The organism is Thauera sp. DNT-1, assembly GCF_055393985.1.
On the sequence record NZ_AP043752.1, the window covers coordinates 2,414,375 to 2,437,231 of the forward strand.

Annotated in this window: 25 protein-coding genes; 17 read left to right on the top strand and 8 right to left on the bottom strand. The window is 66.9% G+C overall.

Translation table 11 applies throughout. The features are described 5' to 3' along the window. The first annotated feature begins 33 nt into the window (after positions 1–33). The 4 genes from ACZ5PP_RS11130 to ACZ5PP_RS11145 are packed head-to-tail and all read left to right on the top strand — an operon-like array spanning position 34 to position 5,371. Entirely contained in the window at positions 34–1,053 is a 1,020-nt protein-coding gene (locus tag ACZ5PP_RS11130; protein ID WP_083768713.1) for a glycosyltransferase, read from the top strand. A gap of 18 nt (positions 1,054–1,071) precedes the next feature. After that, positions 1,072–3,114, top strand: a complete 2,043-nt coding sequence (locus ACZ5PP_RS11135; protein ID WP_464826026.1) for an HAD family hydrolase — start codon at positions 1,072–1,074, stop codon at positions 3,112–3,114. 7 nt (positions 3,115–3,121) lie between these two features. Further along, positions 3,122–4,231, top strand: a complete 1,110-nt coding sequence (gene glf, locus ACZ5PP_RS11140; RefSeq protein WP_012586215.1) for a UDP-galactopyranose mutase — start codon at positions 3,122–3,124, stop codon at positions 4,229–4,231. Between the two features lie 15 nt (positions 4,232–4,246). Further along, on the top strand, positions 4,247–5,371 hold the full coding sequence (locus ACZ5PP_RS11145) for a glycosyltransferase (RefSeq protein ID WP_043744811.1): 1,125 nt from the start codon (positions 4,247–4,249) through the stop codon (positions 5,369–5,371). Between the two features lie 26 nt (positions 5,372–5,397). Here the strand turns inward: ACZ5PP_RS11145 and ACZ5PP_RS11150 are convergent, their stop codons facing one another. Genes ACZ5PP_RS11150 through ACZ5PP_RS11165 form a run of 4 tightly spaced genes read right to left on the bottom strand, consistent with a single transcriptional unit; the run spans position 5,398 to position 6,833 of the window. Beyond that, positions 5,398–5,844 (bottom strand): type II toxin-antitoxin system VapC family toxin, encoded by a 447-nt coding sequence (locus ACZ5PP_RS11150; protein WP_043744809.1) that lies wholly within the window; start codon positions 5,842–5,844, stop codon positions 5,398–5,400. Next, on the bottom strand, positions 5,844–6,239 hold the full coding sequence (locus ACZ5PP_RS11155) for an antitoxin (RefSeq protein WP_231570729.1): 396 nt from the start codon (positions 6,237–6,239) through the stop codon (positions 5,844–5,846). The genes ACZ5PP_RS11150 and ACZ5PP_RS11155 overlap by 1 nt, the downstream gene beginning before the upstream one ends. A 35-nt stretch (positions 6,240–6,274) precedes the next feature. Continuing rightward, entirely contained in the window at positions 6,275–6,655 is a 381-nt protein-coding gene (locus tag ACZ5PP_RS11160) for a helix-turn-helix domain-containing protein (RefSeq protein ID WP_043745551.1), read from the bottom strand. After that, a complete protein-coding gene (locus ACZ5PP_RS11165; protein WP_231570727.1) occupies positions 6,603–6,833 on the bottom strand; it encodes a type II toxin-antitoxin system HigB family toxin in 231 nt (76 codons plus the stop codon). The genes ACZ5PP_RS11160 and ACZ5PP_RS11165 overlap by 53 nt, the downstream gene beginning before the upstream one ends. 334 nt (positions 6,834–7,167) lie before the next feature. Here ACZ5PP_RS11165 and boxC point away from each other — a divergent pair, with 334 nt between their 5' ends. After that, the gene (boxC, locus tag ACZ5PP_RS11170; RefSeq protein ID WP_464826027.1) at positions 7,168–8,844 is read left to right on the top strand and encodes a 2,3-epoxybenzoyl-CoA dihydrolase; all 1,677 of its coding nucleotides are present in this window, start codon (positions 7,168–7,170) and stop codon (positions 8,842–8,844) included. A gap of 59 nt (positions 8,845–8,903) precedes the next feature. Beyond that, positions 8,904–10,325 carry a benzoyl-CoA 2,3-epoxidase subunit BoxB gene (gene boxB, locus ACZ5PP_RS11175; RefSeq protein WP_043744803.1) on the top strand — a complete coding sequence of 474 codons (1,422 nt, stop codon included), beginning with the start codon at positions 8,904–8,906 and terminating at the stop codon, positions 10,323–10,325. A gap of 100 nt (positions 10,326–10,425) precedes the next feature. Here the strand turns inward: boxB and ACZ5PP_RS11180 are convergent, their stop codons facing one another. Beyond that, a complete protein-coding gene (locus ACZ5PP_RS11180; protein WP_197068786.1) occupies positions 10,426–10,764 on the bottom strand; it encodes a hypothetical protein in 339 nt (112 codons plus the stop codon). A gap of 129 nt (positions 10,765–10,893) precedes the next feature. Here ACZ5PP_RS11180 and ACZ5PP_RS11185 point away from each other — a divergent pair, with 129 nt between their 5' ends. Both ACZ5PP_RS11185 and ACZ5PP_RS11190 read left to right on the top strand, forming a co-directional pair. Continuing rightward, a complete protein-coding gene (locus ACZ5PP_RS11185; protein WP_464826028.1) occupies positions 10,894–11,142 on the top strand; it encodes a CDGSH iron-sulfur domain-containing protein in 249 nt (82 codons plus the stop codon). A gap of 10 nt (positions 11,143–11,152) precedes the next feature. Next, positions 11,153–11,716, top strand: a complete 564-nt coding sequence (locus tag ACZ5PP_RS11190) for a histidine phosphatase family protein (protein ID WP_464826029.1) — start codon at positions 11,153–11,155, stop codon at positions 11,714–11,716. Positions 11,717–11,776: 60 nt separating this feature from the next. Here ACZ5PP_RS11190 and ACZ5PP_RS11195 read toward each other — a convergent pair whose 3' ends face one another. Both ACZ5PP_RS11195 and ACZ5PP_RS11200 read right to left on the bottom strand, forming a co-directional pair. Then, positions 11,777–12,349 (bottom strand): Uma2 family endonuclease, encoded by a 573-nt coding sequence (locus ACZ5PP_RS11195; protein WP_464826030.1) that lies wholly within the window; start codon positions 12,347–12,349, stop codon positions 11,777–11,779. A gap of 113 nt (positions 12,350–12,462) precedes the next feature. Continuing rightward, on the bottom strand, positions 12,463–13,020 hold the full coding sequence (locus tag ACZ5PP_RS11200) for a hemerythrin domain-containing protein (protein WP_004307717.1): 558 nt from the start codon (positions 13,018–13,020) through the stop codon (positions 12,463–12,465). Between the two features lie 206 nt (positions 13,021–13,226). Between ACZ5PP_RS11200 and cutA the strand changes: the two genes are divergently transcribed. From cutA to nusB, 6 genes are all read left to right on the top strand, one after another. After that, positions 13,227–13,574: a divalent-cation tolerance protein CutA gene (cutA, locus tag ACZ5PP_RS11205; RefSeq protein ID WP_004307720.1), complete on the top strand. Its 348-nt coding sequence runs from the start codon at positions 13,227–13,229 to the stop codon at positions 13,572–13,574. A 93-nt stretch (positions 13,575–13,667) separates the two neighbouring features. Further along, complete coding sequence (dsbD, locus tag ACZ5PP_RS11210) at positions 13,668–15,509, top strand: protein-disulfide reductase DsbD (RefSeq protein ID WP_464826031.1); 1,842 nt, start codon at positions 13,668–13,670, stop codon at positions 15,507–15,509. Positions 15,510–15,567: 58 nt separating this feature from the next. Then, the gene (locus tag ACZ5PP_RS11215) at positions 15,568–16,176 is read left to right on the top strand and encodes a riboflavin synthase (RefSeq protein ID WP_276661492.1); all 609 of its coding nucleotides are present in this window, start codon (positions 15,568–15,570) and stop codon (positions 16,174–16,176) included. A gap of 34 nt (positions 16,177–16,210) precedes the next feature. Then, positions 16,211–17,302, top strand: a complete 1,092-nt coding sequence (ribBA, locus tag ACZ5PP_RS11220) for a bifunctional 3,4-dihydroxy-2-butanone-4-phosphate synthase/GTP cyclohydrolase II (RefSeq protein ID WP_464826032.1) — start codon at positions 16,211–16,213, stop codon at positions 17,300–17,302. A 17-nt stretch (positions 17,303–17,319) separates the two neighbouring features. Next, positions 17,320–17,823 (top strand): 6,7-dimethyl-8-ribityllumazine synthase, encoded by a 504-nt coding sequence (gene ribH / locus ACZ5PP_RS11225; RefSeq protein ID WP_004307727.1) that lies wholly within the window; start codon positions 17,320–17,322, stop codon positions 17,821–17,823. Then, entirely contained in the window at positions 17,820–18,320 is a 501-nt protein-coding gene (gene nusB, locus ACZ5PP_RS11230) for a transcription antitermination factor NusB (RefSeq protein ID WP_004307729.1), read from the top strand. The genes ribH and nusB overlap by 4 nt, the downstream gene beginning before the upstream one ends. A gap of 382 nt (positions 18,321–18,702) precedes the next feature. On the opposite strand, the gene ACZ5PP_RS11235 is transcribed toward nusB, so the two are convergent. Further along, a complete protein-coding gene (locus ACZ5PP_RS11235) occupies positions 18,703–19,722 on the bottom strand; it encodes an META domain-containing protein (protein ID WP_464826033.1) in 1,020 nt (339 codons plus the stop codon). Between the two features lie 197 nt (positions 19,723–19,919). Between ACZ5PP_RS11235 and hypA the strand changes: the two genes are divergently transcribed. The 3 genes from hypA to ACZ5PP_RS11250 all read left to right on the top strand — a co-directional run bounded on the left by hypA (position 19,920) and on the right by ACZ5PP_RS11250 (position 22,855). Further along, entirely contained in the window at positions 19,920–20,261 is a 342-nt protein-coding gene (gene hypA / locus ACZ5PP_RS11240; RefSeq protein WP_464826034.1) for a hydrogenase maturation nickel metallochaperone HypA, read from the top strand. 285 nt (positions 20,262–20,546) lie between these two features. After that, the gene (gene hypB / locus ACZ5PP_RS11245) at positions 20,547–21,515 is read left to right on the top strand and encodes a hydrogenase nickel incorporation protein HypB (protein WP_464826035.1); all 969 of its coding nucleotides are present in this window, start codon (positions 20,547–20,549) and stop codon (positions 21,513–21,515) included. Then, the gene (locus ACZ5PP_RS11250; RefSeq protein ID WP_464826036.1) at positions 21,512–22,855 is read left to right on the top strand and encodes a Kae1-like domain-containing protein; all 1,344 of its coding nucleotides are present in this window, start codon (positions 21,512–21,514) and stop codon (positions 22,853–22,855) included. Before hypB ends, ACZ5PP_RS11250 begins: the two co-directional genes overlap by 4 nt. The last annotated feature ends 2 nt before the right edge of the window (positions 22,856–22,857 follow it).

Here is a 22,857-nt window from a genome sequence, read left to right on the forward strand (position 1 = left end):
GACTCTTAAATCCAATTTCGACGACTTGATTTCATGGCAACCACAAGCCGCAGCCCAGATTCAGAGTTTCGCGACATAGAATCGGATCTTGTGCCGAAAAGATCCGAAAAAATGCAGGAAAAAATTTATCCACTTGTATCCATTGCCTTGGCCACATATAACGGCCAGCAATACTTGGAAAAGCAATTGATTTCCCTGATCAATCAGGACTATCCAAACTTTGAGATCGTCATTTCCGACGACTGCTCCAGCGACAACACCTGGAGCATTCTGGAAAGCTATGCAAGGCAGGATCTACGCATCCGTCTTTTGCCACGCGACTTCAATCGTGGATATGTAAAGAACTTTATTCGAGCGTTTGGAGAGTGCAGGGGGCAACTAATCTCGCCCAGCGATCAAGACGATATCTGGCATCCAGAGAAAACGCGCCGCCTTGTCGAGAATATGGGCGAAGCCACGTTGATATATAGCAACAATCGTCTTATCGACGAGAATGACAAACCGCTAGGCAAGACCTTGTCTGATTCTCTGAAAGGCAAAATGATTCAAGGAAACGACTCAAGAAATCTGCTTTTTTGCAACTCTATATGCGGCCACGCGATGTTATTTCGCAAAGATTTGCTATCCACTTCAGAAAAACTGGATACCACCTTATACATTGACTGGACAATCGCCTTTCTAGCCGCCGACAAAGGCCATATAAAATATCTAGACGAAGTATTGGTTGACTGGCGTCAACACAGACGTTCATTTACAGCATACAACCGAGACAATACACCTCTTCAAAGAGAAAATCGGCTAAGAATCGAAGAAGCCAACTTAAACACCTTCTCTTCCATCAAAGGACAAAACCAAACCTTTTCTCTAGCCACAAAAAGAGCATGGAATGCATGGCACAAGAGCTATCTAAACCTATCTATGCTGATATTCATCTTAAAACACGGAAGAATAACTCACAAATTTCACTCCGCAAGACACCCCGCACTTAAATATATAATCGGCCACAAACTGAAAAAGATATTACGACCAAACTATTATGAGAAATTGGACTAGAATTCCAAGCAGCCTGTCGTGCGCATTCTAAATTCATTCGACGTATTCGACACTTGCGTCACTCGGATGTATGCGCACCCACGCGACCTGTTTTATGAATTGGGTCTGCGTGTCGCCCCTGCGTCCAGCGGAGAGTCGGCGCGCGAACGCTTTGCGCGGCGTTTCCAGCGCGCTCGCATTCGGGCAGAAAAACTTGCCAACTGGAGTGCGCGCCGCAGGGGGCACGCGCACGCATCGATCGACGCCATCTACCAGAAGGTTAACTGGTTTATACGTCTGGATCGACCAGCCGCCGAACTGATCGAGGCTGAACTGACGCTGGAGGAGGAAAGCCTTTACCCTATCGAAGAAACCATGCTTCAGCTGAATGCCTTACGTGCAGCTGGGCATCGCATCCTGTTCATTTCCGACATGTACATTCCTGCGTCAATGCTGCGCCCCATGCTTGAGCGCATGGGCGTAATGGAGGAAGGCGACCGGTTGTATGTGTCATGTGATATTGGCGTCTCGAAGCACAATGGAAAGCTGTTCCAACATGTCCTGCAAGCCGAGGGGCTGAGGGGAGAGCAACTGCAGCACACCGGCGACAACGCTCATGCAGACATTCGAATGGCCGAAAAACTGGGCATCCTGACCCGGCATTTCACCGCAGCCCATTTGACTGAACACGAGACGCGGATCGCGGGTTCCCGGCTGCCCCGTCATCCTGGCGCGTCGCGGCAGGCCGGTTTCAGCCGGCGCTGCAGGCTGGTCATGCATTTGATCCACGGCAATCCAACTCATGTGCTGGATGACGTGATCTTCAGTGTAATCGTACCGTTTCTGCTGGCCTATGTCCTATGGATACTGGATGACGCGCGAAAGCGCGGCATACAACGACTGTATTTTGTCGCCCGCGATGGTGAGGTGTTGCTCAAGATCGCCCGCGAACTGAAACCCGATGGTATCGAGCTACGCTATCTGTATGGATCAAGGCGTGCCTGGCTGCCTCCGTCCATTTCAACTGACGATGTCGATTGGAAGCGTTTGCTTGCAGTAGCAGGGAACGCAAATGCACCTGTCGACATCACGGCGCGCGCTGGATTGAGTGAGGTCGAACAAGCCAGTGTCCGGGTCATTCTGAGTCTGGACGAAAATACCTGGCGCACGGCGCTGGCATTTGAAGATGCATGCACATTCATCGACACACTGACAGCAAACCCGCGATCCAGAAAAGTTCTATTGGATTCGGTAGCTGCCAAGCGAGAAGCCGCACTGCACTATTTACGCCAGGAAGGCCTTATGGACGGGGTCAACTGGGCCTTGGTGGATGCGGGCTGGTCGCTGAACGGACAAGCCGCGCTGAAACGCATGCTCTCAACCGTTTCGCCATCCAGTCACCAAATTCAAGGCTATTACATCGGCCTTGCTCGTGATTGCTTGCCCGAAGCTCGCGCAGGCAGGGCCTATGCCTTCTGCCCTCCCCCTGGCAGCATTTTTTCTCGCCGTCGCGTAGTGCTCGAGCACTGTTTTCTGCCAGCCAGTCACGCAAGTACGCGCAGCTATTTTCTCAAGGGAGGCCACGCAACTCCTGATTTCAGCGCTGACTCCCGGAACAACGAAGAACTCGAATACGCTCTTCGACTTCATACCGTAGCTTTAGCGTCAGCAAGATTGCTGAAGCAACAGCCGGCAATCGGCGACTTGATGCGAAGGTTCCGTACTCAACTGACGAATTCGGCCGCCGGATTCATCTGCGCCCCTGGCGTGCAAGATGCAATTGCCTATTCTATGCTTACTGCGGTAGCCGACATGCGACAGGAACGCGAGTTTTCCCGGAGCTTGTGCCGACCGCTGTCTTTGGCCGATGTGTGGACGACGATGGGCATGGCTTTTTCAAGGAGGATGGCCTTTAAATCGCCTGCCTGGATGTGGCTGGAGGGATCGATCGCCCTTTCACCTTCATACGTCGCCTTTCCCCTGAGGTTCATGCTTCGGATCGATGACTTTCTGAACAGAATCAAGTCACTGCGTTTCCCACGGTGCAAATCTTCATCGCGGATCGATCAAGGCAAGACCTGAGAATCGAATGTCAATGTTGCATGGCAGAATCCTCATCGTCGGTGCCGGCTTTGCCGGCAGCACCGTCGCCCGCGCACTGGCTGAGGCGAGCCACACTGTGCAGGTCATCGACCGCCGCGCGCACGTCGGCGGCAACGCCTTTGACGAAGCCGACGCGCATGGCGTCCTGGTACATCGCTACGGGCCGCACATCTTCCACACCAACAGCGAGAAGGTGTGGGAATTCCTTTCCCGTTTCACGGAGTGGCGTCCTTATGAACACCGCGTGCAGTGCGTGGTGGCTGGGCAGCGCTATCCCTTCCCAATCAACCGCAACACGCTCAATCAGCTCTATGGGCTGAATCTGGACGAGGCCGGGGCCGCCGCGTTCTTCGAACGGGTTCGTGAGGCGCGCGACCCGGTGCGTACCAGCGAGGACGTGGTGCTGAACAGCGTCGGACGCGACCTGTACGAGAAATTCTTTCTCCACTACACGCGCAAGCAATGGGGCATGGAGCCCTCGCAGCTCAAGGCCGGCGTGGCGGCGCGCATCCCCACCCGCACCAATACGGACGACCGCTACTTCACCGACCGCTTCCAGGCCATGCCGCTCGGCGGCTACACGCGCATGTTCCAGAACATGCTGGACCATCCCAACCTTACGGTACGAACGGGAACGGACTTTGCCGACCTGGACCGTTCCGCTTTCAGCCACATCGTCTATACCGGCCCCATCGATGCCTTCTACGGCCAGTGCTACGGCGCACTGCCCTACCGCAGCCTGCGCTTCGAACATGAGCATGTGCCGAACGTTGCGCAATACCAGCCAGTGGGCACCGTCAACTACCCGAACGACCACGCCTACACGCGCATCACTGAATTCCGACACCTGACCGGGCAGATGCACAGCGGCACATCCATCGTGCGCGAATACCCGACGGGCGAGGGCGACCCTTATTACCCGATCCCCCGCGACGAAAACGAAGTCCTGCTCAAGCAATACGAGGCGCTAGCCGCCCGTGAGGAAAACGTTACCTTCGTCGGACGTCTGGCGCAGTACCGTTACTACAACATGGACCAGGTGGTGGCGGCGGCGCTGGTGGCGGCACAGCGGATCTGCGAACGCCTGCGACAGTGAGATGCAAACCTAGCCATGCGCATCGCCTTCCTCTGCAAACGCCGCTACATGGGCAAGGACGTGATCCTCGACCGTTACGCCCGGCTCTATGAGATTCCTCGCCAGCTTGCCCATCTGGACAACGAAGTGGGCGCTTTCTGCTTGGACTACCACGCAGCGGACACCGACGGTTGCTGGGAACATGAGGCAGCGCCGGGCAGGCTGAGATGGCATTCGCTTTCGGTCGGAAGAACCCGTCTGCCCAGGCTGGCGGCCTACCCTTGGCATTTGCTGCGGCAACTGCGCGCCTTCAAGCCCGACATCCTGGTGGGTGCCTCCGATATTCCCCACGTGGTGCTGGCACGGTGGCTGGCCAGGCGCTTGCAAGTTCCCTACGCAATAGACCTCTATGACAATTTCGAAGGCTTCGGCCAGGCCCGTATTCCCGGCTTCGTGCCGGCACTGCGCCGCGCCGTGCGCGACGCAACTGTCGTAACCACGACCAGCGAACCGCTTCGCCAGAAGGTGCTGGCCGACGGCGCCCGGGGCACCGTCATCGCCATGCCCAGCAGCGTGGACCTTGCGGTCTTTCACCCCGGCGACAAGGCGCAGGCCCGCCAGGCCCTGAGCCTGCCGCAGGACGGCAAACTGGTCGGCACGGCCGGTGGCCTGTACCGGGAAAAAGGCATCGAGCCACTGTACGCCGCCTGGCCAGCGCTCGCAGCCAGCCGCCCCGACGTGCATCTGGTGCTGGCCGGCCCACTGGAAAACGGCTTCGCGCCTCCACAGGGCGAGCGCGTGCACTACCTCGGTCACCTCGCACACGGCCAGATCGCCAACCTGTTTCGTGCGCTGGATGTGGGCATCATCTCCATCCTCGACACCCCCTTCGGCCGCTACTGCTTCCCGCAGAAGGCGTACGAAATGCTTGCCTGCAAGCTACCGGTCGTGGCCACCGCCATCGGGCAGATGCGCGAAGTGTGCGGCAGCACGCCGCAGGCGCTTTTTGCCCCAGGCGATTCGACGGCACTCACCCGCGCCGTGCTGTGGCAATTGCAGTCGGGTTCCACGCCAGCCGTGCCCATCGCCGACTGGAAGACGCTGATTGGCAGCATCGAACCCGTGCTGAAGAGGCAGTCAGGAGCAGCAGCAGGGGGATGACAGCAAGCGCTCCGCGAACCCCATCCTCAAGGAAACCCTGGGGTCAGGACTTTCATCCACTTATCTTTCCGCTCCAGCCAATCCTCCAGCCGCAAGCCCGGAACGCGCTCGAATTCGCCCAAGTTGTGCGTGACGAGGATGAGGTCGAGCGCGCGAGCATGCGCCGCGATCAGCAGATCGTTGCCGTCGATGGTTTTTCCCGCCCGCTCCAGACCGGCACGAATTTCAGCGTACAGCCGATCCGCATCGCCGTCAAAAGGCATCACGTCGATGCAGCCGAGCAACGCCTCCACCCTCTGCGTCAGCACGGCCGAGCCGCGTTTCGCCGCGCCATGGCGCAACTTGCAGGCGACGACGATGTTGGTGCGGGCCGCTTCGGCGTCGAGCTGCGCCAGCCGTTTCGTTGCCGCCCCCTGCGGATCCTTGATCAGGCTCGACGGGATGTTCGTGTCCAGCAGATCGCGCGCCGGCATCAGAACACGTGCTCCTGCCCGGGCGGCGGGTCGGCGATCTCCGGGAAGGCCTCCTCCAGCGGTGTACAGCCGGACGACAAGGCCAGCAGCCTGTGACGTGGCGCGATGGGCTCGATGATCAGCCGCTCTCCTTCCTTTCGGATGATGGCCTCGGTGCCTTCGAGCTCGAACTCGCGCGGAATCCGGATCGCCTGATTGCGTCCATTGCGGAACAGGGAAACGTGGCGTTCGCGGATCATGGTGCTCTCTGAAGAATGCACATGCCAAAGCCCATGCTCAGCAGGAACTCGAGTCCAATTGAGCTTGGCGTCGGTCCCGCCGACCTCAATCCTGCACACCGCGGGCTCGCAGCGCTCGGTCTTCGCGCAGTCGGCGGTGACCTGCTTGCCGAACACCAGGAGTGAATCGGCTACAGACCCCGATCTCGCGCTCAGGCTGCGGCGACTTCGCGCAGCGGGTAGGGCTGGATCAGTACGTCGGCAGGCAGGCCGAGGCCGGAGGACAGGCGGCGGATCATCCCGATGGACAAGGGGCGCGCCCTGTTCATGATGTCGGCCACGCGGCCGCGCGGACCGATATACGGTTCCAGGGCTTTCCGGGTCAGCCCGCGTGAATCCATGACGTACTCGAGGAATTCGATCGGGTCGGGCGCTTCGATGGGAAAGCGCGCAGTCTCGTACGCTTCCACCAGCATGGCGAGCACTTCCAGCCGATCGGACTCGGCGCTGCCTGTGGGCACGTCCCACAGGCGCTCGACCTCAGCCAGTGCTTCGGCGTGCTCGGAATCGGTGCGGATGGGCTTCAGTTCCACGGCAGGCATTCTCCTGGATGGTTTCAGCGTCGACCTGGTCGTACTCGGCATGGGTGCCGACGAACCGGATGAACATCGTGGTCGACGTGTATCGCACGGCCACCACCAAGCGGTAGTCGTTGCCCTTGATATTGAACACCACCCGGTTGTTCGCCAGAAAGCCGGCACTCCGATGCACGGCCTCGATGTCTGTTGGCGTTCGCCAGTTGGCGATAGGGGACAGACCCCAATTTCTCGCTCTGTAGCGCAGGCAACTCGGGAGATCGCCGAGTGAACCATTATCCGTCGCCGTAGTCTCGCCAAGACAGGTACCGATTCACCGCCGCACCGCCGCTCAGGTACGCTCGCGCGTGCGCCTGATCGGAGGGTCTCGCATCCTGGAGGCGCGTGAGCCCTCGTCCGCGAAGGCCGATACCGTACTCGACACGCCGGGCCGGATGGGCGTGCAGCGTTTCACCCGAAGCCGGCAACTCGTCGCGAGCGGATCCGCGCCAACAAGGAGGAAGCCTGCCGTGAACACGATCGACACCAAGGCTGCCGAGCCGCAGGACGCCCGCATCGACTACCGCACCGAGCCATCGCAGTACCGCCACTGGCAACTCGCCTGTGCGGGCGAGGTGGCCACGCTCACGCTCGACATCGACGCGGACGGCGGCATCCGCCCGGGCTACAAGCTGAAGCTCAACTCCTACGATCTGGGCGTCGACATCGAGCTGCACGACGCGCTGCAGAGGATCCGCTTCGAGCACCCGGAGGTGCGCATCGTGGTGTTGCGGTCGGGCAAGCCGAAGATCTTCTGCTCGGGCGCGAACATCCCCATGCTCGGCCTGTCGACGCACGCGTGGCTGGTGAACTTCTGCAGGTTCTCCAACGAGACGCGCAACGCCATCGAGGACGCGAGCGCGCACTCGGGCCTGAAGTTCATCGCCGCGTGCGAGGGTACGGCCGCCGGCGGTGGCTATGAGCTCGCGCTCGCGTGCGACGAGATCGTGCTCGTCGATGACGGCAACTCGGCCGTCTCGCTGCCCGAGGTGCCGCTGCTGGGTGTGCTGCCCGGCAGCGGCGGCCTGACGCGCATGACCGACAAGCGCCGCGTACGCCGCGATCACGCCGACATCTTCTGCACCCTCGCCGAAGGGGTGCGCGGCGCGCGCGCGAAGGCGTGGCGCCTGGTCGATGAGGTGGTGCGCGCGCAGGCCTTCGACGCCCACATCGGCGAGCGCGCGGCCGTGCTCGCCAGGGGTTCGGATCGGCCGGCCGGCGCCGAGGGCGTGGCGCTGCCGCGCCTCGGGCGCACGGAGGACGCGACCGGCTATCGCTACGGGTTCGTCGATGTCGCGCTCGACGAATCCGCGCGCACCGCCAGGATCACGGTGCGCGCACCGGCGACGGTCTCCGCGCGGAGTGCTGCGGAGATCGCCGCCGAAGGGGCGAACTGGTGGCCATTGAGGATGGCGCGCGAACTCGACGACGCGATCCTGATGCTGCGCACCAAGCACCTCGAGCTCGGCCTGTGGGTGCTCGCCACCGAGGGCGATGGAGACGTCGTGCTCGACATCGACGCGACGCTCGAGGCCAACCGGGACGACTGGTTCGTGCGCGAGACTATCGGCATGCTGCGACGCACGCTGGCGCGCCTGGACGTGTCCTCGCGCAGCCTGTATGCGCTCGTCGAGCCGGGCTCGTGCTTTGCAGGCACGCTGCTCGAGATCGCGCTCGCGGCCGATCGCAGCTACATGCTCGACGCCCCCGGGCAGCCCAACGCGATCGCGCTCTCCACGATGAATTTCGGCGCCTTGCCGATGATCAATGGCCGCTCGCGCATCGCCGCACGCTTTTACGAGGAGGCCGAGCCGATCGCCACGGCCAGGACGCGCATCGGAGAAAAGCTCGCGCCGGGCGACGCGCTCGCGCTCGGGTTGGTGACCGCGGCCCCGGACGACCTGGACTGGCGCGACGAGGTGCGCATCGCGCTCGAGGAGCGCGCCGCGCTCTCGCCTGATGCGCTTACCGGCCTCGAGGCGAACCTGCGCTTTGGCGTCTTCGAGACCATGAACACGCGCATCTTCGGCCGCCTTTCGGCGTGGGAGAACTGGATCTACAACCGACCGAACGCCGTCGGGGAGACCGGCGCACTGAAACGCTTCGGCTCCGGCAGGAAGGCGCAGTTCGACTGGAAGCGCGTATAAGGTTTACGACAACCGTCGATGGGTGGTCGATCGTAGGAACGAGTGTGAGGAGCACGGCGATGATCAACTACAGCGAACGCATCCCGAACAACGTCGATCTGTCGGGAAATCGCACACTGCAACGGGCACTTGAGCGATGGCAGCCGTCCTTCCTGCAGTGGTGGGACGACATGGGTCCGGACGGCTCGTCGAACTACGACGTCTATCTGCGCACCGCAGTCGGCATCGATCCCAAGGGTCGGGCGCATTTCGACTACGTGAAGATGCCCGACTACCGCTGGGGCATTTTTCTCGCACCGTCCGAGGGCGACAGGAAGATCGGCTTCGGCGAGCACAAGGGCGAGCCGGTGTGGCAGGAAGTTCCAGGCGAGTACCGCTCCACGCTGCGCCGCATCATCGTGACCCAGGGCGACACCGAGCCGGCCTCGGTCGAGCAGCAGCGCCACCTCGGCCTGACCGCGCCCTCGCTCTACGATCTGCGCAACCTCTTCCAGGTCAATGTCGAGGAAGGCCGCCACCTGTGGGCGATGGTGTATCTGCTGCACGCACACTTCGGCCGCGACGGCCGCGAGGAGGCCGAGGCGCTGCTCGAGCGCCGCTCGGGCGATGCCGACAAGCCGCGCATCCTCACCGCGTTCAACGAGAAGACGCCAGACTGGCTGTCGTTCTTCATGTTCACGTTCATCACCGATCGTGACGGCAAGTTCCAGCTCGCCTCGCTCACCGAGTCGGCCTTCGACCCGCTCGCGCGCACCTGCAGGTTCATGCTGGCCGAGGAGGCGCACCATATGTTCGTCGGCGAGTCCGGAGTCGCCCGCATCATCCAGCGCACCTGCGAAGTCATGCGCGAGCTCGAGACGACGGACCCCGCCAGGCTGCGTGCGGCCGGCGTGATCGACCTGCCGACGCTGCAGAAGTACCTGAACTTCCACTACAGCATCACCGGCGACCTGTTCGGCGCCGAGCTGTCGTCGAACGCCGCGACCTATTACACCAACGGGCTGAAGGGCCGCTTCGGGGAAGACAGGCTCGACGACGACCACGAGCTGCACGAGGACGCGTACGCGATTCCCGACGTCGCCGACGACCGTATCGTCGAGCGCCACGTGCCGGCCCTGTCGGCACTGAACGAACGCCTCCGCGACGACTGGATCCGCGACCTGCAGGCCGGCGTCGAGCGCTGGAACCGCATCCCGGCCAGGTTCGGCTTCGACCTCGCTTTCAAGCTGCCGCACAAGGGCTTCCACCGCAGGATCGGCGTGTTTGCCGGCGCACACGTGAGCCCGGAAGGCGAGCTGATGAGCGAGGCCGAATGGACACACCGCCAACAGGAGTGGCTGCCCACCGCGACCGATCGGCTGTTCGTGCATTCGCTGATGGGCCGCTGCCTCGAGCCGGGCAGATTCGCCAACTGGATCGCACCACCGGCGCGCGGCGTCAACGACCAGCCGGTCGAATTCGAGTACGTTCGCTTCAACTGACCGACCGGGGAATAGGGGGAAGGAGAATAGGGGACAGACCCCAATTTCTCCCAAGAGCCCGCCGCGTTCCCCTGGCGGGCTTTTCCTTGCTGCGCTTTCTCTACTCCGACTCGAACAAGTCCCTGCTCGCCGGCACTTCCGCATGTTTCGGCGGGCGCCCCGCCCTGCCCGGCGTAACGCGGCGGCTTAGCGCGCTCGCAAGCTGGGCGGCGAAACGATCGTTGCCGAGCGCGTCGTTGCCGTTGGTCGCCGCGCGGATCTGGTCCACTTCGCTGGGCGCCAGGGCGTTCCGAAAGAGCCCGCGGTAACGCTCGGCACGAATCCGGGGATCGGCGTCGAGGGCCGTGAAGACGGCATGCGGCCGGATCAGCCCGTCCGCTTCACCCTGCGCGTTGCAACGCCAGCTCGACCAGCGGTAGGCGCCGGGCTCATCCACCATACCGCCCCTCCCACAGCGTGCCGCTGCGCGCATAGGCACGATTGACACGCCCTGCGGTCCGGCGCAAGGTTTCTCAGAGGCTGCGCCGCAGCCGACCGGCAAGACCACAAACCCAAAGGAGACAAGGCGATGTCCGAACAACGCGAACCCCATGTCGCGCAGAAAGCGCCCTATGCCGTCGAGGTCGAGGCGGGCAAGAAGTATTTCTGGTGCGCCTGTGGCCTGAGCAAGAACCAGCCCTTCTGCGACGGCTCGCACAAGGGCAGCGGGTTTGCTCCCACCGCCTTCACCCCCGATAAATCGGGCACGGTCCATCTGTGCGGCTGCAAGCACACCGCCAACGCGCCGTATTGCGACGGGACCCACACGAAGCTTTGACCGGCCGGCCATGCGCTTCCTGCTTGCCTGCCTGGGCCTGTTGCTGCCGATTGCCGGCGCCTGCGCCGAGACCGGCGAGGCAGCCTTGTGGGCGGCCTTGCGCGAGGGCGGGCATGTCGCGCTGATGCGCCATGCGATCGCACCCGGCGTCGGTGACCCGGCGGGCTTTCGGCTGGACGACTGCACCACCCAGCGCAAGCTGTCGGCGCAGGGTCGGGCGCAGGCGCGCGCGATCGGCGAGCGCTTCCGTGCCAACGGCATCACCACCGCGGCGGTGTTCTCCAGTCAGTGGTGTCGCTGCCTCGATACGGCGCGCGAACTGGCGCTGGGCGAGGTGGCGGCGTTCCCGGGGCTGAACTCCTTCTTCGCCGGCCGCGGCGAGGAGGCGCGGCACACCGCTGCGGTCCGCGCGCTGATCCGGGAGCGCGCGCACAGTCCCCTGCCGCTGGTGCTGGTGACGCATCAGGTGAACATCACCGCGCTGACGGGGGTGTTTCCGGCCTCGGGCGAGATCATCGTGCTGCGGGTCGACGGCGACACGCCGAGCGTGGCCGGCCGCATCCGGACCGATTGAGACAGCCGGCTCGCCTCTTCCTGCCGTGCATCGCGGGGACGGCGAAAACGCCCACCCGCGCTACTCGCCCTCCACCCCTTCGAAGACCTCGGCCACCGGGCAGCGCAGGCCGACGCTCGCGAGCTCCAGCTGCTCGTCGAGGGCGAAGGGGTAGAGCACCCAGTGCCCGCTGTCGTCGCGCCGGAAGACCTCGATACGACGCTGCTCGAGCGAGACGAGGACGTACTCCTGCAGCGCAGCCAGCGTGCGGTAGGCGGCGAACTTGTTGCCGCGGTCGTAGGCCTCGGTGGACGGCGAGAGCAGCTCGACGATCAGCAGCGGGTGACGCTTGACGTGGCTGGCCTCGGCGCTGCGGTCGCGCGGGTCGCAGGTCACGAGGATGTCGGGGTAGAAGAAGCTGTTGGCCGCCTCGACGTGGACCTTCATGTCGGCGATGAAGGGCTTGCAGGGAGTGCCGCGCAGGTGCGCATGCAGGCCGGCGAAAAGGTTGCCGGCTGCCGTACCGTGCGCGTCCGACGCGCCGCTCATGGCGAAGACCTCGCCATCGACGTATTCGCTGCGGGTGGGCTGATCCTGTTCCCAGGCCAGGTAGTCGTCGGGGCCGAACGGGATCTTGGGCTGGGGCAGGCTCATCGGGCGTCCTCGCTGCAATTCGTTGCGGTTTGCGCTTCGAGCATAGCGGCGAGGGACGGGACAGGCAATCGAGAGGCCCGTCTTCCGGGTCGTCGGACGACGAGTGCAGCGGCTCAGCTCACCGGTGCATAGAGCGGATACAAGGTGTCCTCCTCGCGCTGGATGCGGTCGACCAGCACGGCGCCGACGCGCTCGAGGTCGGCGGCGAAGCTCGCGGCGAGCGCCGGGTCTTCGCCGAGGCGGACGTAGCGGGCGAGGAAGGCGATCACCTTCTTGCCGATCTCGTCCATGTCGTGGCGGAACTCGTGCATCAGCGCGTGGCTCACCGGATCGTCGGCAAGGGTGTGCTCGAGATACACGTACAGGCGCACGTTCTCGACCAGCAGATGGGCGTGAAGGTCGACGCGGAAGCGCTCGAGCAGGGGCACGACCTCGTCGAAGCGCCCTGCGTGCGCGGCCTCGCGGATGGCGCCGAAGCGTTCGAGCATCAGACGATGATCGCGCACCAGGCGCTCGACCAGTTCGGGGCTGTAGCGGATGGTGGTGCCGGGAGCGAAGCTCTCGGAGTCCTCCATGGAATGCGCGGGTTCGGGGGCAGGAACCGTGGCGGACGAGGGCGCGGCCTCCGCCTTGGCCTGGTGCTTGCCGAACAGCCAGTCGAGCAGGAACATGATGTGCTCCGGATGGAGCCGCGGAGGGCGGCCGATGCGTGAAGGATTCCGACGCTAATACAGGTGCATGATGGACTTCCATGGCACAGATCAAATCCGCGCCGGATCCATCCGCGACACCCGGCATTGCCGTGCTTGATCCCGCGCAGGGCGTCCGCGCCCGCGCTGCGGGATAATCGCGGGCGTTCCACGACGGATCCGCCACCATGCCCGCCAGCTCAGCCACCACGCCGCGCGCCCTGCTCGTCTTCACGAACCTGCCCGACGCCGCCAGCGCCGAGGCCCTGGCGAACGCGCTGATCGACCGGCAGCTCGCCGCCTGCGTGAACATGCTCGCGCCCTGCACCTCGGTGTATCGCTGGCAGGGCGCGACCGAGACCGCGACCGAGGTACCGCTGCTGATCAAGACCACGCCGGCGCGCTACGCCGCGCTGGAGGCGGCGATCCGGGCCCACCACCCCTACGAACTTCCCGAGATCGTCGCGGTCCCTGTGACGCAGGGCTTGCCCGGCTATCTCGACTGGGTCGCCGCCGGAACGAGGGACGACGACTGAACGCCCGCCGGCGCGTCCCCGGCATCGCCCCGCCCGATCGACCCGTCCGCAGGCGCCGCAGCGCGCCCGCCCACCGCCGCCTAGAAGACCACGATGCACCGCCTTTTCCTCCTGCTCGCCCTGATCGCGAGCCTGCTCCTGCCCGCCGCGGCCCGCGCCAACCCGATCGAGCCCGAGAAGGCCTTCGCGATGCGCGCGCAGGCGCTCGACGCGCAGACCATCGAGGTGGTGTTCGAGATCGCCAAGGACTACTACCTCTACGGCGACAAGTTCCGCTTCGAGGCCGAGCCCGCCGGCGTGGGCTTCGGCGCGATGGAAAAGCCAGCGGGCAAGAAGCACAAGGACGACTTCTTCGGCGAGGTCGAGACCCACCGCGGCGAGCTGCGCATCCTGGTCCCGGTACAGGCGCCCGCCGGCACCACCCGCTTCGAGCTCTTCGCCACCAGCCAGGGCTGCTGGGATGGCGGCATCTGCTATCCGCCCACCACGCAGCAGGCCTCGATCGACCTCGCCGCGCCGCCGAAGAAGGCGGGCGGCTTCCTCGACAGCGTGCTCGGCGGCCGCGCGGGCACCGGCGGCGCCGCTTCGCCCACCCCGGTCGCGCTTGCCGCGCCGGAGGACGGCAGCGGCGGCGGCGCCGTCTCCAGCGACGAGAGCGGCGACATCGCCCGCCTGCTTTCCGGCGCCAGCGTGCCGATCATCCTGCTGAGCTTCTTCGGCTTCGGCCTGCTGCTCGCCTTCACCCCGTGCACCTTCCCGATGATCCCGATCCTGTCGGGCATCATCGTCGGCCAGGGCAACAAGGTCTCGCACACGCGCGCCTTCGTGCTCTCGCTCGCCTACGTGCTGGGCATGGCGGTGACCTACGCGCTCGCCGGGGTCGCCGCCGGCATGACCGGCACCATGCTGTCGGCGGCGCTGCAGAACGTGTGGGTGCTGTCGGCCTTCGCGCTGATGTTCGTGCTGCTGTCGCTGTCGATGTTCGGCTTCTACGAGCTGCAGCTGCCCAGCACGCTGCAGAGCAAGCTGGCCAACACCGCCAGCCACGGCAAGGGCGGCCACCTCGGCGGCGTCACCCTGATGGGCGTGCTGTCGGCCCTCATCGTCGGCCCCTGCGTGGCGGCACCGCTGGCCGGTGCGCTGCTCTACATCGCGCAGACCGGCGACGCCGTGCTCGGAGGCTGGGCGCTGTTCGCGATGGGCCTGGGCATGGGCGCGCCGCTGCTGGCGGTGGGCGTGGCCTCGCGCAGCCTGCTGCCCAAGGTCGGGCCGTGGATGGAAGGCGTCAAGAAGGCCTTCGGCGTGATGCTGCTCGCGGTTGCGCTGTGGATGATCACCCCGGTGATCCCGCCCCTGGCCACCATGCTGGGCTGGGCCGCGCTGCTGCTGTTCTCGGCGATCTTCCTGCACGCGATCGACCCGCTGCCGCCGCAGGCCAAGGGCTGGCAGCGCTTCTGGAAGGGTGTGGGCGTGGTGCTGTTGTTGGCCGGCGCGGCGATCCTGGTGGGCGCGCTCGCCGGCTCGCGCGACCCGCTGCAGCCCTTGTCGGTGCTGCGCGCGCAGGCCGCGGCGCCGGTCGATGTGCCGCAGTTCGAGAAGGTGGACTCCATCGCCGAACTCGAGGCCCGGCTCGCCACCACCGATCGCCCGGTGCTGCTCGACTTCTATGCCGACTGGTGCGTGTCGTGCAAGGAGATGGAGCGCTTCACCTTCAGCGACGCCGCGGTCGCCGCGCGCATGAGCCGCATGCTGCTGCTGAAGGCCGACGTCACCGCCAACACCGACGAGCACAAGGCGCTGCTCAAGCGCTTCGGTCTTTTCGGCCCGCCCGGCATCCTCTTCTTCGACGCCGCGGGCAAGGAGCGCGCGGGCCTGCGCGTGGTGGGCTTCATGAAGGCGGCGCCGTTCGCGACGGTGCTGGACCGGGCGCTCTGAGCGAGGTCGGGGTTTTTCCCCTACAATCCCGCCTTTCCCCTTACGGTTCAAACCCTTCATGTTCTCCGGCATCGTCGCGGCCGTCGGCCGCATCGAACACGTCGCGGCGCTCGCGGACGGCGTGCGCATCACCGTCGACACCAACGGCCTCGACCTCTCCGACGTGATCGTCGGCGACAGCGTGGCGCACAGCGGCGTGTGCCTCACCGTGGTCGAGATGGACGGCCCGCGGCTGCGCTACGACGTCTCGCGCGAGACGCTCAACTGCACCGTGGGGCTGGACGCCGTCGGCGGCGAGGTCAACCTCGAGAAGTCGCTGCGCCTGGCCGACCGCCTCGGCGGCCATCTCGTCACCGGCCATGTGGACGGCGTCGGCGAGGTGGTGAAGTTCGCGCCGATCGGCGAGAGCCACGAGCTGGTGATCCGCGCCCCGGCGGCGATCGCCGGCTACATCGCGAAGAAGGGCTCGGTCACCGTCAATGGCGTCAGCCTCACGGTCAATCGCGTCGAGGGCCGCGACTTCTGGATCAACCTGATCCCGCACACGGTCGCGGTCACCAACCTCAAGCACCTCGCGCCGGGCAGCAAGGTCAATCTCGAGATCGACCTCATCGCACGCTACGTCGAGCGCATGCTCGAGTGGAAGAACGACGCCGCGCAGGCCTGACCCGCGCGCCCCAACGCAACACAAAGGAAGCAGCATGAGCGCACTCGCGCCGATCACCGACATCATCGCCGACATCAAGGCCGGGAAAATGGTCATCCTGGTCGACGAGGAAGACCGCGAGAACGAGGGCGACCTCGTCATGGCGGCCGAATTCGTCACCCCCGAGGCGATCAACTTCATGGCCAAGCACGGCCGCGGACTGATCTGCCTGACGCTCACCGACGAGCGCTGCCGCCAGCTCGGCCTGCAGCAGATGGTGCGCGACAACCGCACCCCGCACGGCACCGCCTTCACCGTGTCGATCGAGGCCGCAACCGGCGTCACCACCGGCATCTCGGCGCACGACCGCGCGCGCACCGTGCAGGTCGCGGTCGCCCGCCACGCCAGGCCGGAAGACATCGTCACCCCGGGCCACATCTTCCCGCTCACCGCGCAGAAGGGCGGCGTGCTGATCCGCGCCGGCCACACCGAGGCCGGCTGCGACCTCGCCCAGCTCGCCGGGCTCGAGCCCGCCGCGGTGATCTGCGAGATCCTCAAGGACGACGGCACCATGGCGCGCCTGCCCGACCTCGTCGAGTTCGGCCAGGCGCACGGGCTCAGGATCGGCGCCATCCGCGACCTCATCGAGTACCGCGCCGCCAACGACAACCTGGTCGACAAGGTCGCCGAGAAGGATGTGGACACCGCCCACGGCCGCTTCCGCCTCACCGCCTTCGAGGACAAGACCTCGGGCGACGTGCATTTCGCCCTGTCGCACGGCGACATCCGCCCCGAGCGCGAGACCCTCGTGCGGGTGCACGAGCCGATCTCGGTGCTCGACTTCCTCGACGCCGGCAGCGGCCACCATACCTTCCCGGTCAATCAGGCGCTCGCGACCCTGGCCGCGGCCGAGGCCGGCGTGATCGTGCTGCTCTACCGCCCGATGTCCGGCCGCGAGCTGCTCGCCGGCCTCGACGGCGGCCACGACCGCCCCACCGCGAAGTGGGACGCGCGCCTGTTCGGCGTCGGCGCGCAGATCCTGCGCGCGCTGCACGTCGGCAAGATGCGCCTGCTCGCCAGCCCGCGCAAGATCCCGAGCATGACCGGCTTCGGTCTCGAGATCACCGGCTTCGTCGACAAGAACTGACCACGAGATCCCCCAGCATGCAACGCAACCAATCCGAGAACGCCCGCCAGGGCGCCCGTTACGACGGCATCGACGAGATCGAGCCCAACTTCGCCGGCGCCGGCGTGCGCGTCGGCATCGTGATGGCGCGCTTCAACCTCGACATCTGCGAGGGCCTGCTGTCGGCCTGCACCGACGAGCTGCTAGCCCTCGGCGTCGCGCGCGAGGACATCCGCATCGTCACCGTGCCCGGCGCCCTGGAGATCCCGCTCGTGCTGCAGACCATGGCCAGGAGCGGCCGCCACGACGCGCTGGTCGCGCTCGGCGCGGTGGTCCGCGGCGAGACCTACCACTTCGAGCTCGTCTCCAACGAGATGGGCGCGGGCGTCACCCGCGTCGGCCTCGACACCGGGCTGCCGATCGCCAACGGCGTGCTCACCACCGAGGACGACGACCAGGCGGTCGCGCGCATGCACGAGAAGGGCGCCGACTGCGCCCGCGCCGCGGTCGAGATGGCCAACCTGCTGAAGGTGGTACGATGAGCGACATCGACAACACGCAAGCCGAAGGCGCCGCCGGCGCGCCCAACCCCACCAGCAAGATGGCCCGCCGCCGCGCGCGCGAGCTCGCGCTGCAGGGGGTGTACCAGTGGCTGCTGTCGGGCAACAACGCCACCACCGTGCAGCGCCACCTCGAGTCCGAAACCGAGAACCTCGACAAGATCGACCGCGAGCTGTTCGTGAGCCTGCTGCGCGGCGCCACCGGCGCGGCCGACGAGCTGCGCGGCTGCTTCGAGCCGCTGCTGTCGCGCCCGGTCGCCGAGCTGTCGCCGATCGAGCACGCGATCCTGCTGCTCGGCACCCACGAGCTGCGCCACAACCTCGACACGCCCTACCGCGTGGTGATCAACGAGGCCATCGAGCTCGCCAAGGGCTACGGCGGCACCGACGGCCACAAGTTCGTGAACGGCGTGCTCGACAAGCTCTCCACCCGTCTGCGCCCGGAAGAGGTCGAGGCGGCGCGCGCCAAGCGCGGCTGAACGCGTTCGCATTCGCGCGCGAGCGGGGCCGCACGGCACGTGCATGGCCCGCGCACGGCCCCGGCGCCAAAGATCGCGACTTGCGTCGCTCCTACGGAAAACCGGCACAGCACCTGAAGCCCCCGTAGGAGCGACGCAAGTCGCGATCACGGCGCCCCACCGACCGCCGCATCGACAGTAGCCGCGGATCGCGGCGCGAGCCCGCCCCACCCCCGACACCCCCGACACCCCCGACACCCCCGACACCCCCGACACCCCCGACACCCCCGACGCCTCCGACACCCCCGACGCCCCCGTGGGAGCGACGCAAGTCGCGATCACGGCGCTGCAGCAAGCGCCGCACCGGTGAACATGTGATCGACCGCGGCTTCGTCTCCCGCCCTCACCGCCCGCCCATGCGCCGCGCGCGCATCACCACCCGATCGCCCGCACGCAGCTCCAGCCCGCCGTCACCTGCGATCGCAAAGCCCGTCACCCGCGCGGCGGCCGCCATGAAGCGCTGCTCGTCTTCCATCGCACGCGGCTCGCAGGCCATCTTCGTCGCCCCCAGCGGCGACAGCCGCAGGCCCTCGCCCGACAGCACATAGCTGCCGAAGTAGCGGTTGCACGCGGCCAGGCCGGCAAGCCTGCCGTCGGCCACGAAGCCGAGCGTCATCCGCGCCGGATCGGCCACCGCGCGGCCGTCGAGCTCCACCACCGCCCAGGGCTCACCCTGCAGCAGTTGCGCGGGATCGCCACCGCAGCCGCGCAGCACGTGGTCCTGCCAGCGCACCTCGACGCTGTTCGGGTGCGTCATCCCGCTCATCGTGTCGACACACACGCGGTCGAACACCAGCGCCTCCAGCTCGCCGCCGGCGCTCATGCCCTGGTAGCTGCGCATGCCCGCCGCCTCCACGATCAGCGGCGCAGCGGCGAACGCACGCGAGGCGCCGCCGTCGGCGATCAGCTCCAGTCCGTGCGCGCCGATGTCGAGCCGCCACGCCGGCTCGTTCCCCACCGCGCGGAACAGCGGCTTCTCCGCCACCCGCCGGCACTCCGGCTGTTCGACCCCGGCGAGGCTCAGCCGCGCGGAGTTGCCCTTGACCCAGATGCCGGTACGCTCGTCGTCGACCGACACCATCCGCATGCCCGAGGCGCTGCGCTCGGGCCGCAGCGTGAACACCTTCCCGTCGACGCCGAGGGTGGCGAGCTCGCCGAAGTGGCGCAGCTCGACCCTGCGCTCGCCGCAGCGGAACTCGAGCGGCGGCTGGGGATCGAGCGCCGGCGTGGGGTCGGCCGGGCGCTCGGCCACGGCCTGGGGGGATGCTTCGGCGGCCAGCGCAGGCGCGGCAGGGCTGAGCAGGCTGCAGCCGCCGACCAGGCCGGCGAGGAGACCGAGGCCCAACAGGGAAGAGGTTTTCATCGCGAGACTCGAGGACAGGGAAAGACGGTCCGTCATTCTAGGGGTCCGCCGCCCCCTGTGCCTTCCCTCGCCCATCCGCCCAAGCACTCGCCGCCCCGCACCGCCCGCCGGCTGCCCCCGGCGCTTTGCGCAGTCCGCCTTCGCGTTTCGCTTCTCTCCGCCGCCTGGGGTAAGCTCGAAGACCGAGGAGAGTCACGATGCATGAGATGTCCCTGGCCGAGGGTGTGCGCACCCTCATCGAGGACGCCGCGGCGGCCGACGGCTTTGGCCACGTGCGCGCGGTCGTGCTGGAGATCGGGGAACTCGCCGCGGTCGAGGTCGAGGCGCTGCGCTTCTGCCTGGACGTGGTGCTGGCCGACACCATCGCCGCCGGCGCCGCAATCGAGGTCGAAACCCTGCCCGGCGCCGGCTGGTGCCCCGCTTGCGCGCAAGAGGTGCCGATGCACCAGCTCTACGACCCCTGCCCGCACTGCGGCGGCTACCGCGTGCAGACCACTGCCGGCCGGGAGATGCGCGTGAAGGCGCTGGAGGTGGACTGAAGATGGGCCGGCGCTCGAAGGCCAGACGCGGCTCCGGTCACGCAAGGCGGCGCCCCGCCCGGACCCCCGATGTTTACACTGGGCTCCAGTACGCGATGGTTGCACCGGGCTCCGGTGCGCGATGGTTTTTTGTAGGAGCGACGCAAGTCGCGATCCAGCCGCACGGGCAAGCGCCTGCGCCCGCCCCCTCGCCGCAATCGCGACTTGCGTCGCTCCTGCGTCCACCTGAACGGCCGCGGTCGGGTCAGGGGCGTGATCCTTACAGGCAGCAAGGAGAAACGAGAGATGTGCACGACATGTGGTTGCGGCAGCGGTGAAACCCGGATCGGCGCGCTCGGTGGCGGGCGCCCCGCGGGTGGCGCACACCCGCGGCCCGGCGCGACGCGCACATGGCGTGCCGTCGGCGGGCACGCTGCCACCCCGCCCCGCGGCTTGTCGCCCGACACGTCGTCATCCTCGCCCGTTACCGCCGCGGACACGACGCCCACCTCGCACCCCGCCGCGCCCGGCCACCACCATCTCGACTTCGGCAGCGGTCCGGCGCACGCCCACGCGCCCGGCCTCAGCCAGGCGCAGATGGTGAAGATCGAGCGCGACATCCTCGGCAAGAACGACGCGCGCGCCGCGGAGAACCGCGCCTGGCTGGCCGAGCGCGGCATCTTCGCGCTCAACCTCGTGTCCAGCCCGGGTTCGGGCAAGACCTCGCTGCTGGTGCGAACCCTGCAGCTGCTCGGCGGGCGCGTGCCCGCCGCGGTGATCGAGGGCGACCAGCAGACCGAATTCGACGCCGAGCGCATCCGCGCCACCGGCGTGCCGGCGCTGCAGATCAACACCGGCAAGGGCTGCCACCTCGACGCCGACATGGTCGCGCGCGCGCTGCCGCGCATGGCGCTCGCCGCGGACAGCCTGCTACTGATCGAGAACGTCGGCAACCTGGTGTGTCCGGCCGCGTTCGACCTCGGCGAGGCGCACAAGGTGGCGATCTTCTCGGTCACCGAGGGCGAGGACAAGCCGCTCAAGTATCCCGACATGTTCGCCGCCGCCGACCTGATGCTGCTCAACAAGACCGACCTGCTGCCCTACCTCGCCTTCGACACCGAGCGCGCGATCGACTTCGCGCTGCGGGTGAATCCGCGCCTGCGCGTGGTCCGGACTTCAGCCACCACCGGCGAGGGCCTGGACGAATGGATCGCCTGGATCGAGGCCGGACTCGCCGCCGCGCGTGCACGGCGTGCCGCAGGCCTGCGGGCATGAACATCGCCAGCCCGGCCACCGGCATGGAAACGAAGGGAGCGTCCCTGTCGAGCCCAGCCACATCCACCCCGATCGGCGGGGCGCTGGGGCTGCCCTCCGTCGGCGCCGGCGGTCTCCCGGAGGCGCTGCCCATCCTCGCCCTCGGCGCCTGGTTCAAGCACGCCGCCTGTCTGCTCGAGGACGGGCGCGCACAGTTCGGCCCCAACCTCGGCGACCTCGACAACGCCGACGCCTGCCGTGCGGTGGAGCCGGCCGCGCTGGCCCTGCTCGCGCGGGCGGCGACCCCGGTACGCGCGATCGCCCACGACCTGCACCCGGACTTCCACTCCACCCGCGTCGCGTGCGCGCTCGCGGCGCGCCTGGGCGTGCCTGCGATCGGCGTGCAGCACCACCACGCCCACGTCGGCGCGGTGCTCGCCGAGCACGGCCGCTTCGACGCACGCCCGGTGCTCGGACTGGCGCTCGACGGCGTCGGCCTCGGCACCGACGGCGAGGCCTGGGGCGGCGAGCTGCTGTGGGTGGCCGGCGGCGAGTTCGTCCGCCTCGGCCACCTGCGCCCGCTGCGCCTGCCCGGCGGCGACCGCGCCGCGCGCGAGCCCTGGCGCATGGCCGCCGCGCTGCTGCACGCCAGCGGCCGTGGCGACGAGATCGCGCGCCGCTTCCCCGGGCAGCCGGCGGCGGCGCTGCTCGCCCAGGTGCTCGCCCGCCCGACGCTGAGCCCGCCGAGCTCCAGCCTCGGCCGCCACTTCGACGCCGCCGCCGGCCTGCTCGGCCTGTGCGAGGTCATGCACAACGAGGCCGAGGCGGCGATCGCGCTCGAGCGCCTGGCCTCCGGCACGGCCGCGCCGGAGGTGACTCCCGGCGACTGGCGGATTTGCGACGCAGGCGGTGCGCTGCGCGGACAGGCCGATGGAGCGCGCTCGCGCACCGACCGCGGGGCGCCCGCAGCAGGCTCCGTCCCGCAGCCGGACGACCGCGCGCATCCCTACGCCGGCGCGCAGCCGCCCGGAGGGACGCTCGAACTCGATCTCCACCCCCTGCTGCTGCGCCTCGCCGACGAACCCGAGCCCGCGCGCGGCGCGGCACGCTTCCAGGCCACCCTGGCCGCCGCGCTCGTCGCCTGGGTCGAGGAGGCACGGCAGCGCACCGGCTGCGCCACGGTGGTGCTGTCGGGCGGCTGCCTGCACAATCGCCTGCTCGCCGACGCGCTCCACGCCGCCCTGCCGGCGCGCGGTTTCGAGGTGCTCGGCGCGCGCCGCCTCTCTCCGGGCGACGCCGGCCTCGCGCTCGGCCAGGCCTGGGTCGCCATGCACCGGCTCGCTGCAACCAAGGAAGACTGAAC

Excerpts from the sequence above, each read along its gene's own strand:
- ACZ5PP_RS11130 (WP_083768713.1), top strand. The coding sequence starts at position 34 with ATGGCAACCACAAGCCGCAGCCCAGATTCAGAGTTTCGCGACATAGAA.
- glf (WP_012586215.1), top strand. The coding sequence starts at position 3,122 with ATGTCAATGTTGCATGGCAGAATCCTCATCGTCGGTGCCGGCTTTGCC.
- ACZ5PP_RS11145 (WP_043744811.1), top strand. The coding sequence starts at position 4,247 with ATGCGCATCGCCTTCCTCTGCAAACGCCGCTACATGGGCAAGGACGTG.
- ACZ5PP_RS11150 (WP_043744809.1), bottom strand. The coding sequence starts at position 5,844 with ATGCCGGCGCGCGATCTGCTGGACACGAACATCCCGTCGAGCCTGATC.
- boxB (WP_043744803.1), top strand. The coding sequence starts at position 8,904 with ATGATCAACTACAGCGAACGCATCCCGAACAACGTCGATCTGTCGGGA.
- ACZ5PP_RS11180 (WP_197068786.1), bottom strand. The coding sequence starts at position 10,764 with ATGGTGGATGAGCCCGGCGCCTACCGCTGGTCGAGCTGGCGTTGCAAC.
- ACZ5PP_RS11185 (WP_464826028.1), top strand. The coding sequence starts at position 10,894 with ATGTCCGAACAACGCGAACCCCATGTCGCGCAGAAAGCGCCCTATGCC.
- ACZ5PP_RS11190 (WP_464826029.1), top strand. The coding sequence starts at position 11,153 with ATGCGCTTCCTGCTTGCCTGCCTGGGCCTGTTGCTGCCGATTGCCGGC.
- ACZ5PP_RS11195 (WP_464826030.1), bottom strand. The coding sequence starts at position 12,349 with ATGAGCCTGCCCCAGCCCAAGATCCCGTTCGGCCCCGACGACTACCTG.
- ACZ5PP_RS11200 (WP_004307717.1), bottom strand. The coding sequence starts at position 13,020 with ATGTTCCTGCTCGACTGGCTGTTCGGCAAGCACCAGGCCAAGGCGGAG.
- cutA (WP_004307720.1), top strand. The coding sequence starts at position 13,227 with ATGCCCGCCAGCTCAGCCACCACGCCGCGCGCCCTGCTCGTCTTCACG.
- dsbD (WP_464826031.1), top strand. The coding sequence starts at position 13,668 with ATGCACCGCCTTTTCCTCCTGCTCGCCCTGATCGCGAGCCTGCTCCTG.
- ACZ5PP_RS11215 (WP_276661492.1), top strand. The coding sequence starts at position 15,568 with ATGTTCTCCGGCATCGTCGCGGCCGTCGGCCGCATCGAACACGTCGCG.
- ribBA (WP_464826032.1), top strand. The coding sequence starts at position 16,211 with ATGAGCGCACTCGCGCCGATCACCGACATCATCGCCGACATCAAGGCC.
- ribH (WP_004307727.1), top strand. The coding sequence starts at position 17,320 with ATGCAACGCAACCAATCCGAGAACGCCCGCCAGGGCGCCCGTTACGAC.
- nusB (WP_004307729.1), top strand. The coding sequence starts at position 17,820 with ATGAGCGACATCGACAACACGCAAGCCGAAGGCGCCGCCGGCGCGCCC.
- ACZ5PP_RS11235 (WP_464826033.1), bottom strand. The coding sequence starts at position 19,722 with ATGAAAACCTCTTCCCTGTTGGGCCTCGGTCTCCTCGCCGGCCTGGTC.
- hypA (WP_464826034.1), top strand. The coding sequence starts at position 19,920 with ATGCATGAGATGTCCCTGGCCGAGGGTGTGCGCACCCTCATCGAGGAC.
- hypB (WP_464826035.1), top strand. The coding sequence starts at position 20,547 with ATGTGCACGACATGTGGTTGCGGCAGCGGTGAAACCCGGATCGGCGCG.
- ACZ5PP_RS11250 (WP_464826036.1), top strand. The coding sequence starts at position 21,512 with ATGAACATCGCCAGCCCGGCCACCGGCATGGAAACGAAGGGAGCGTCC.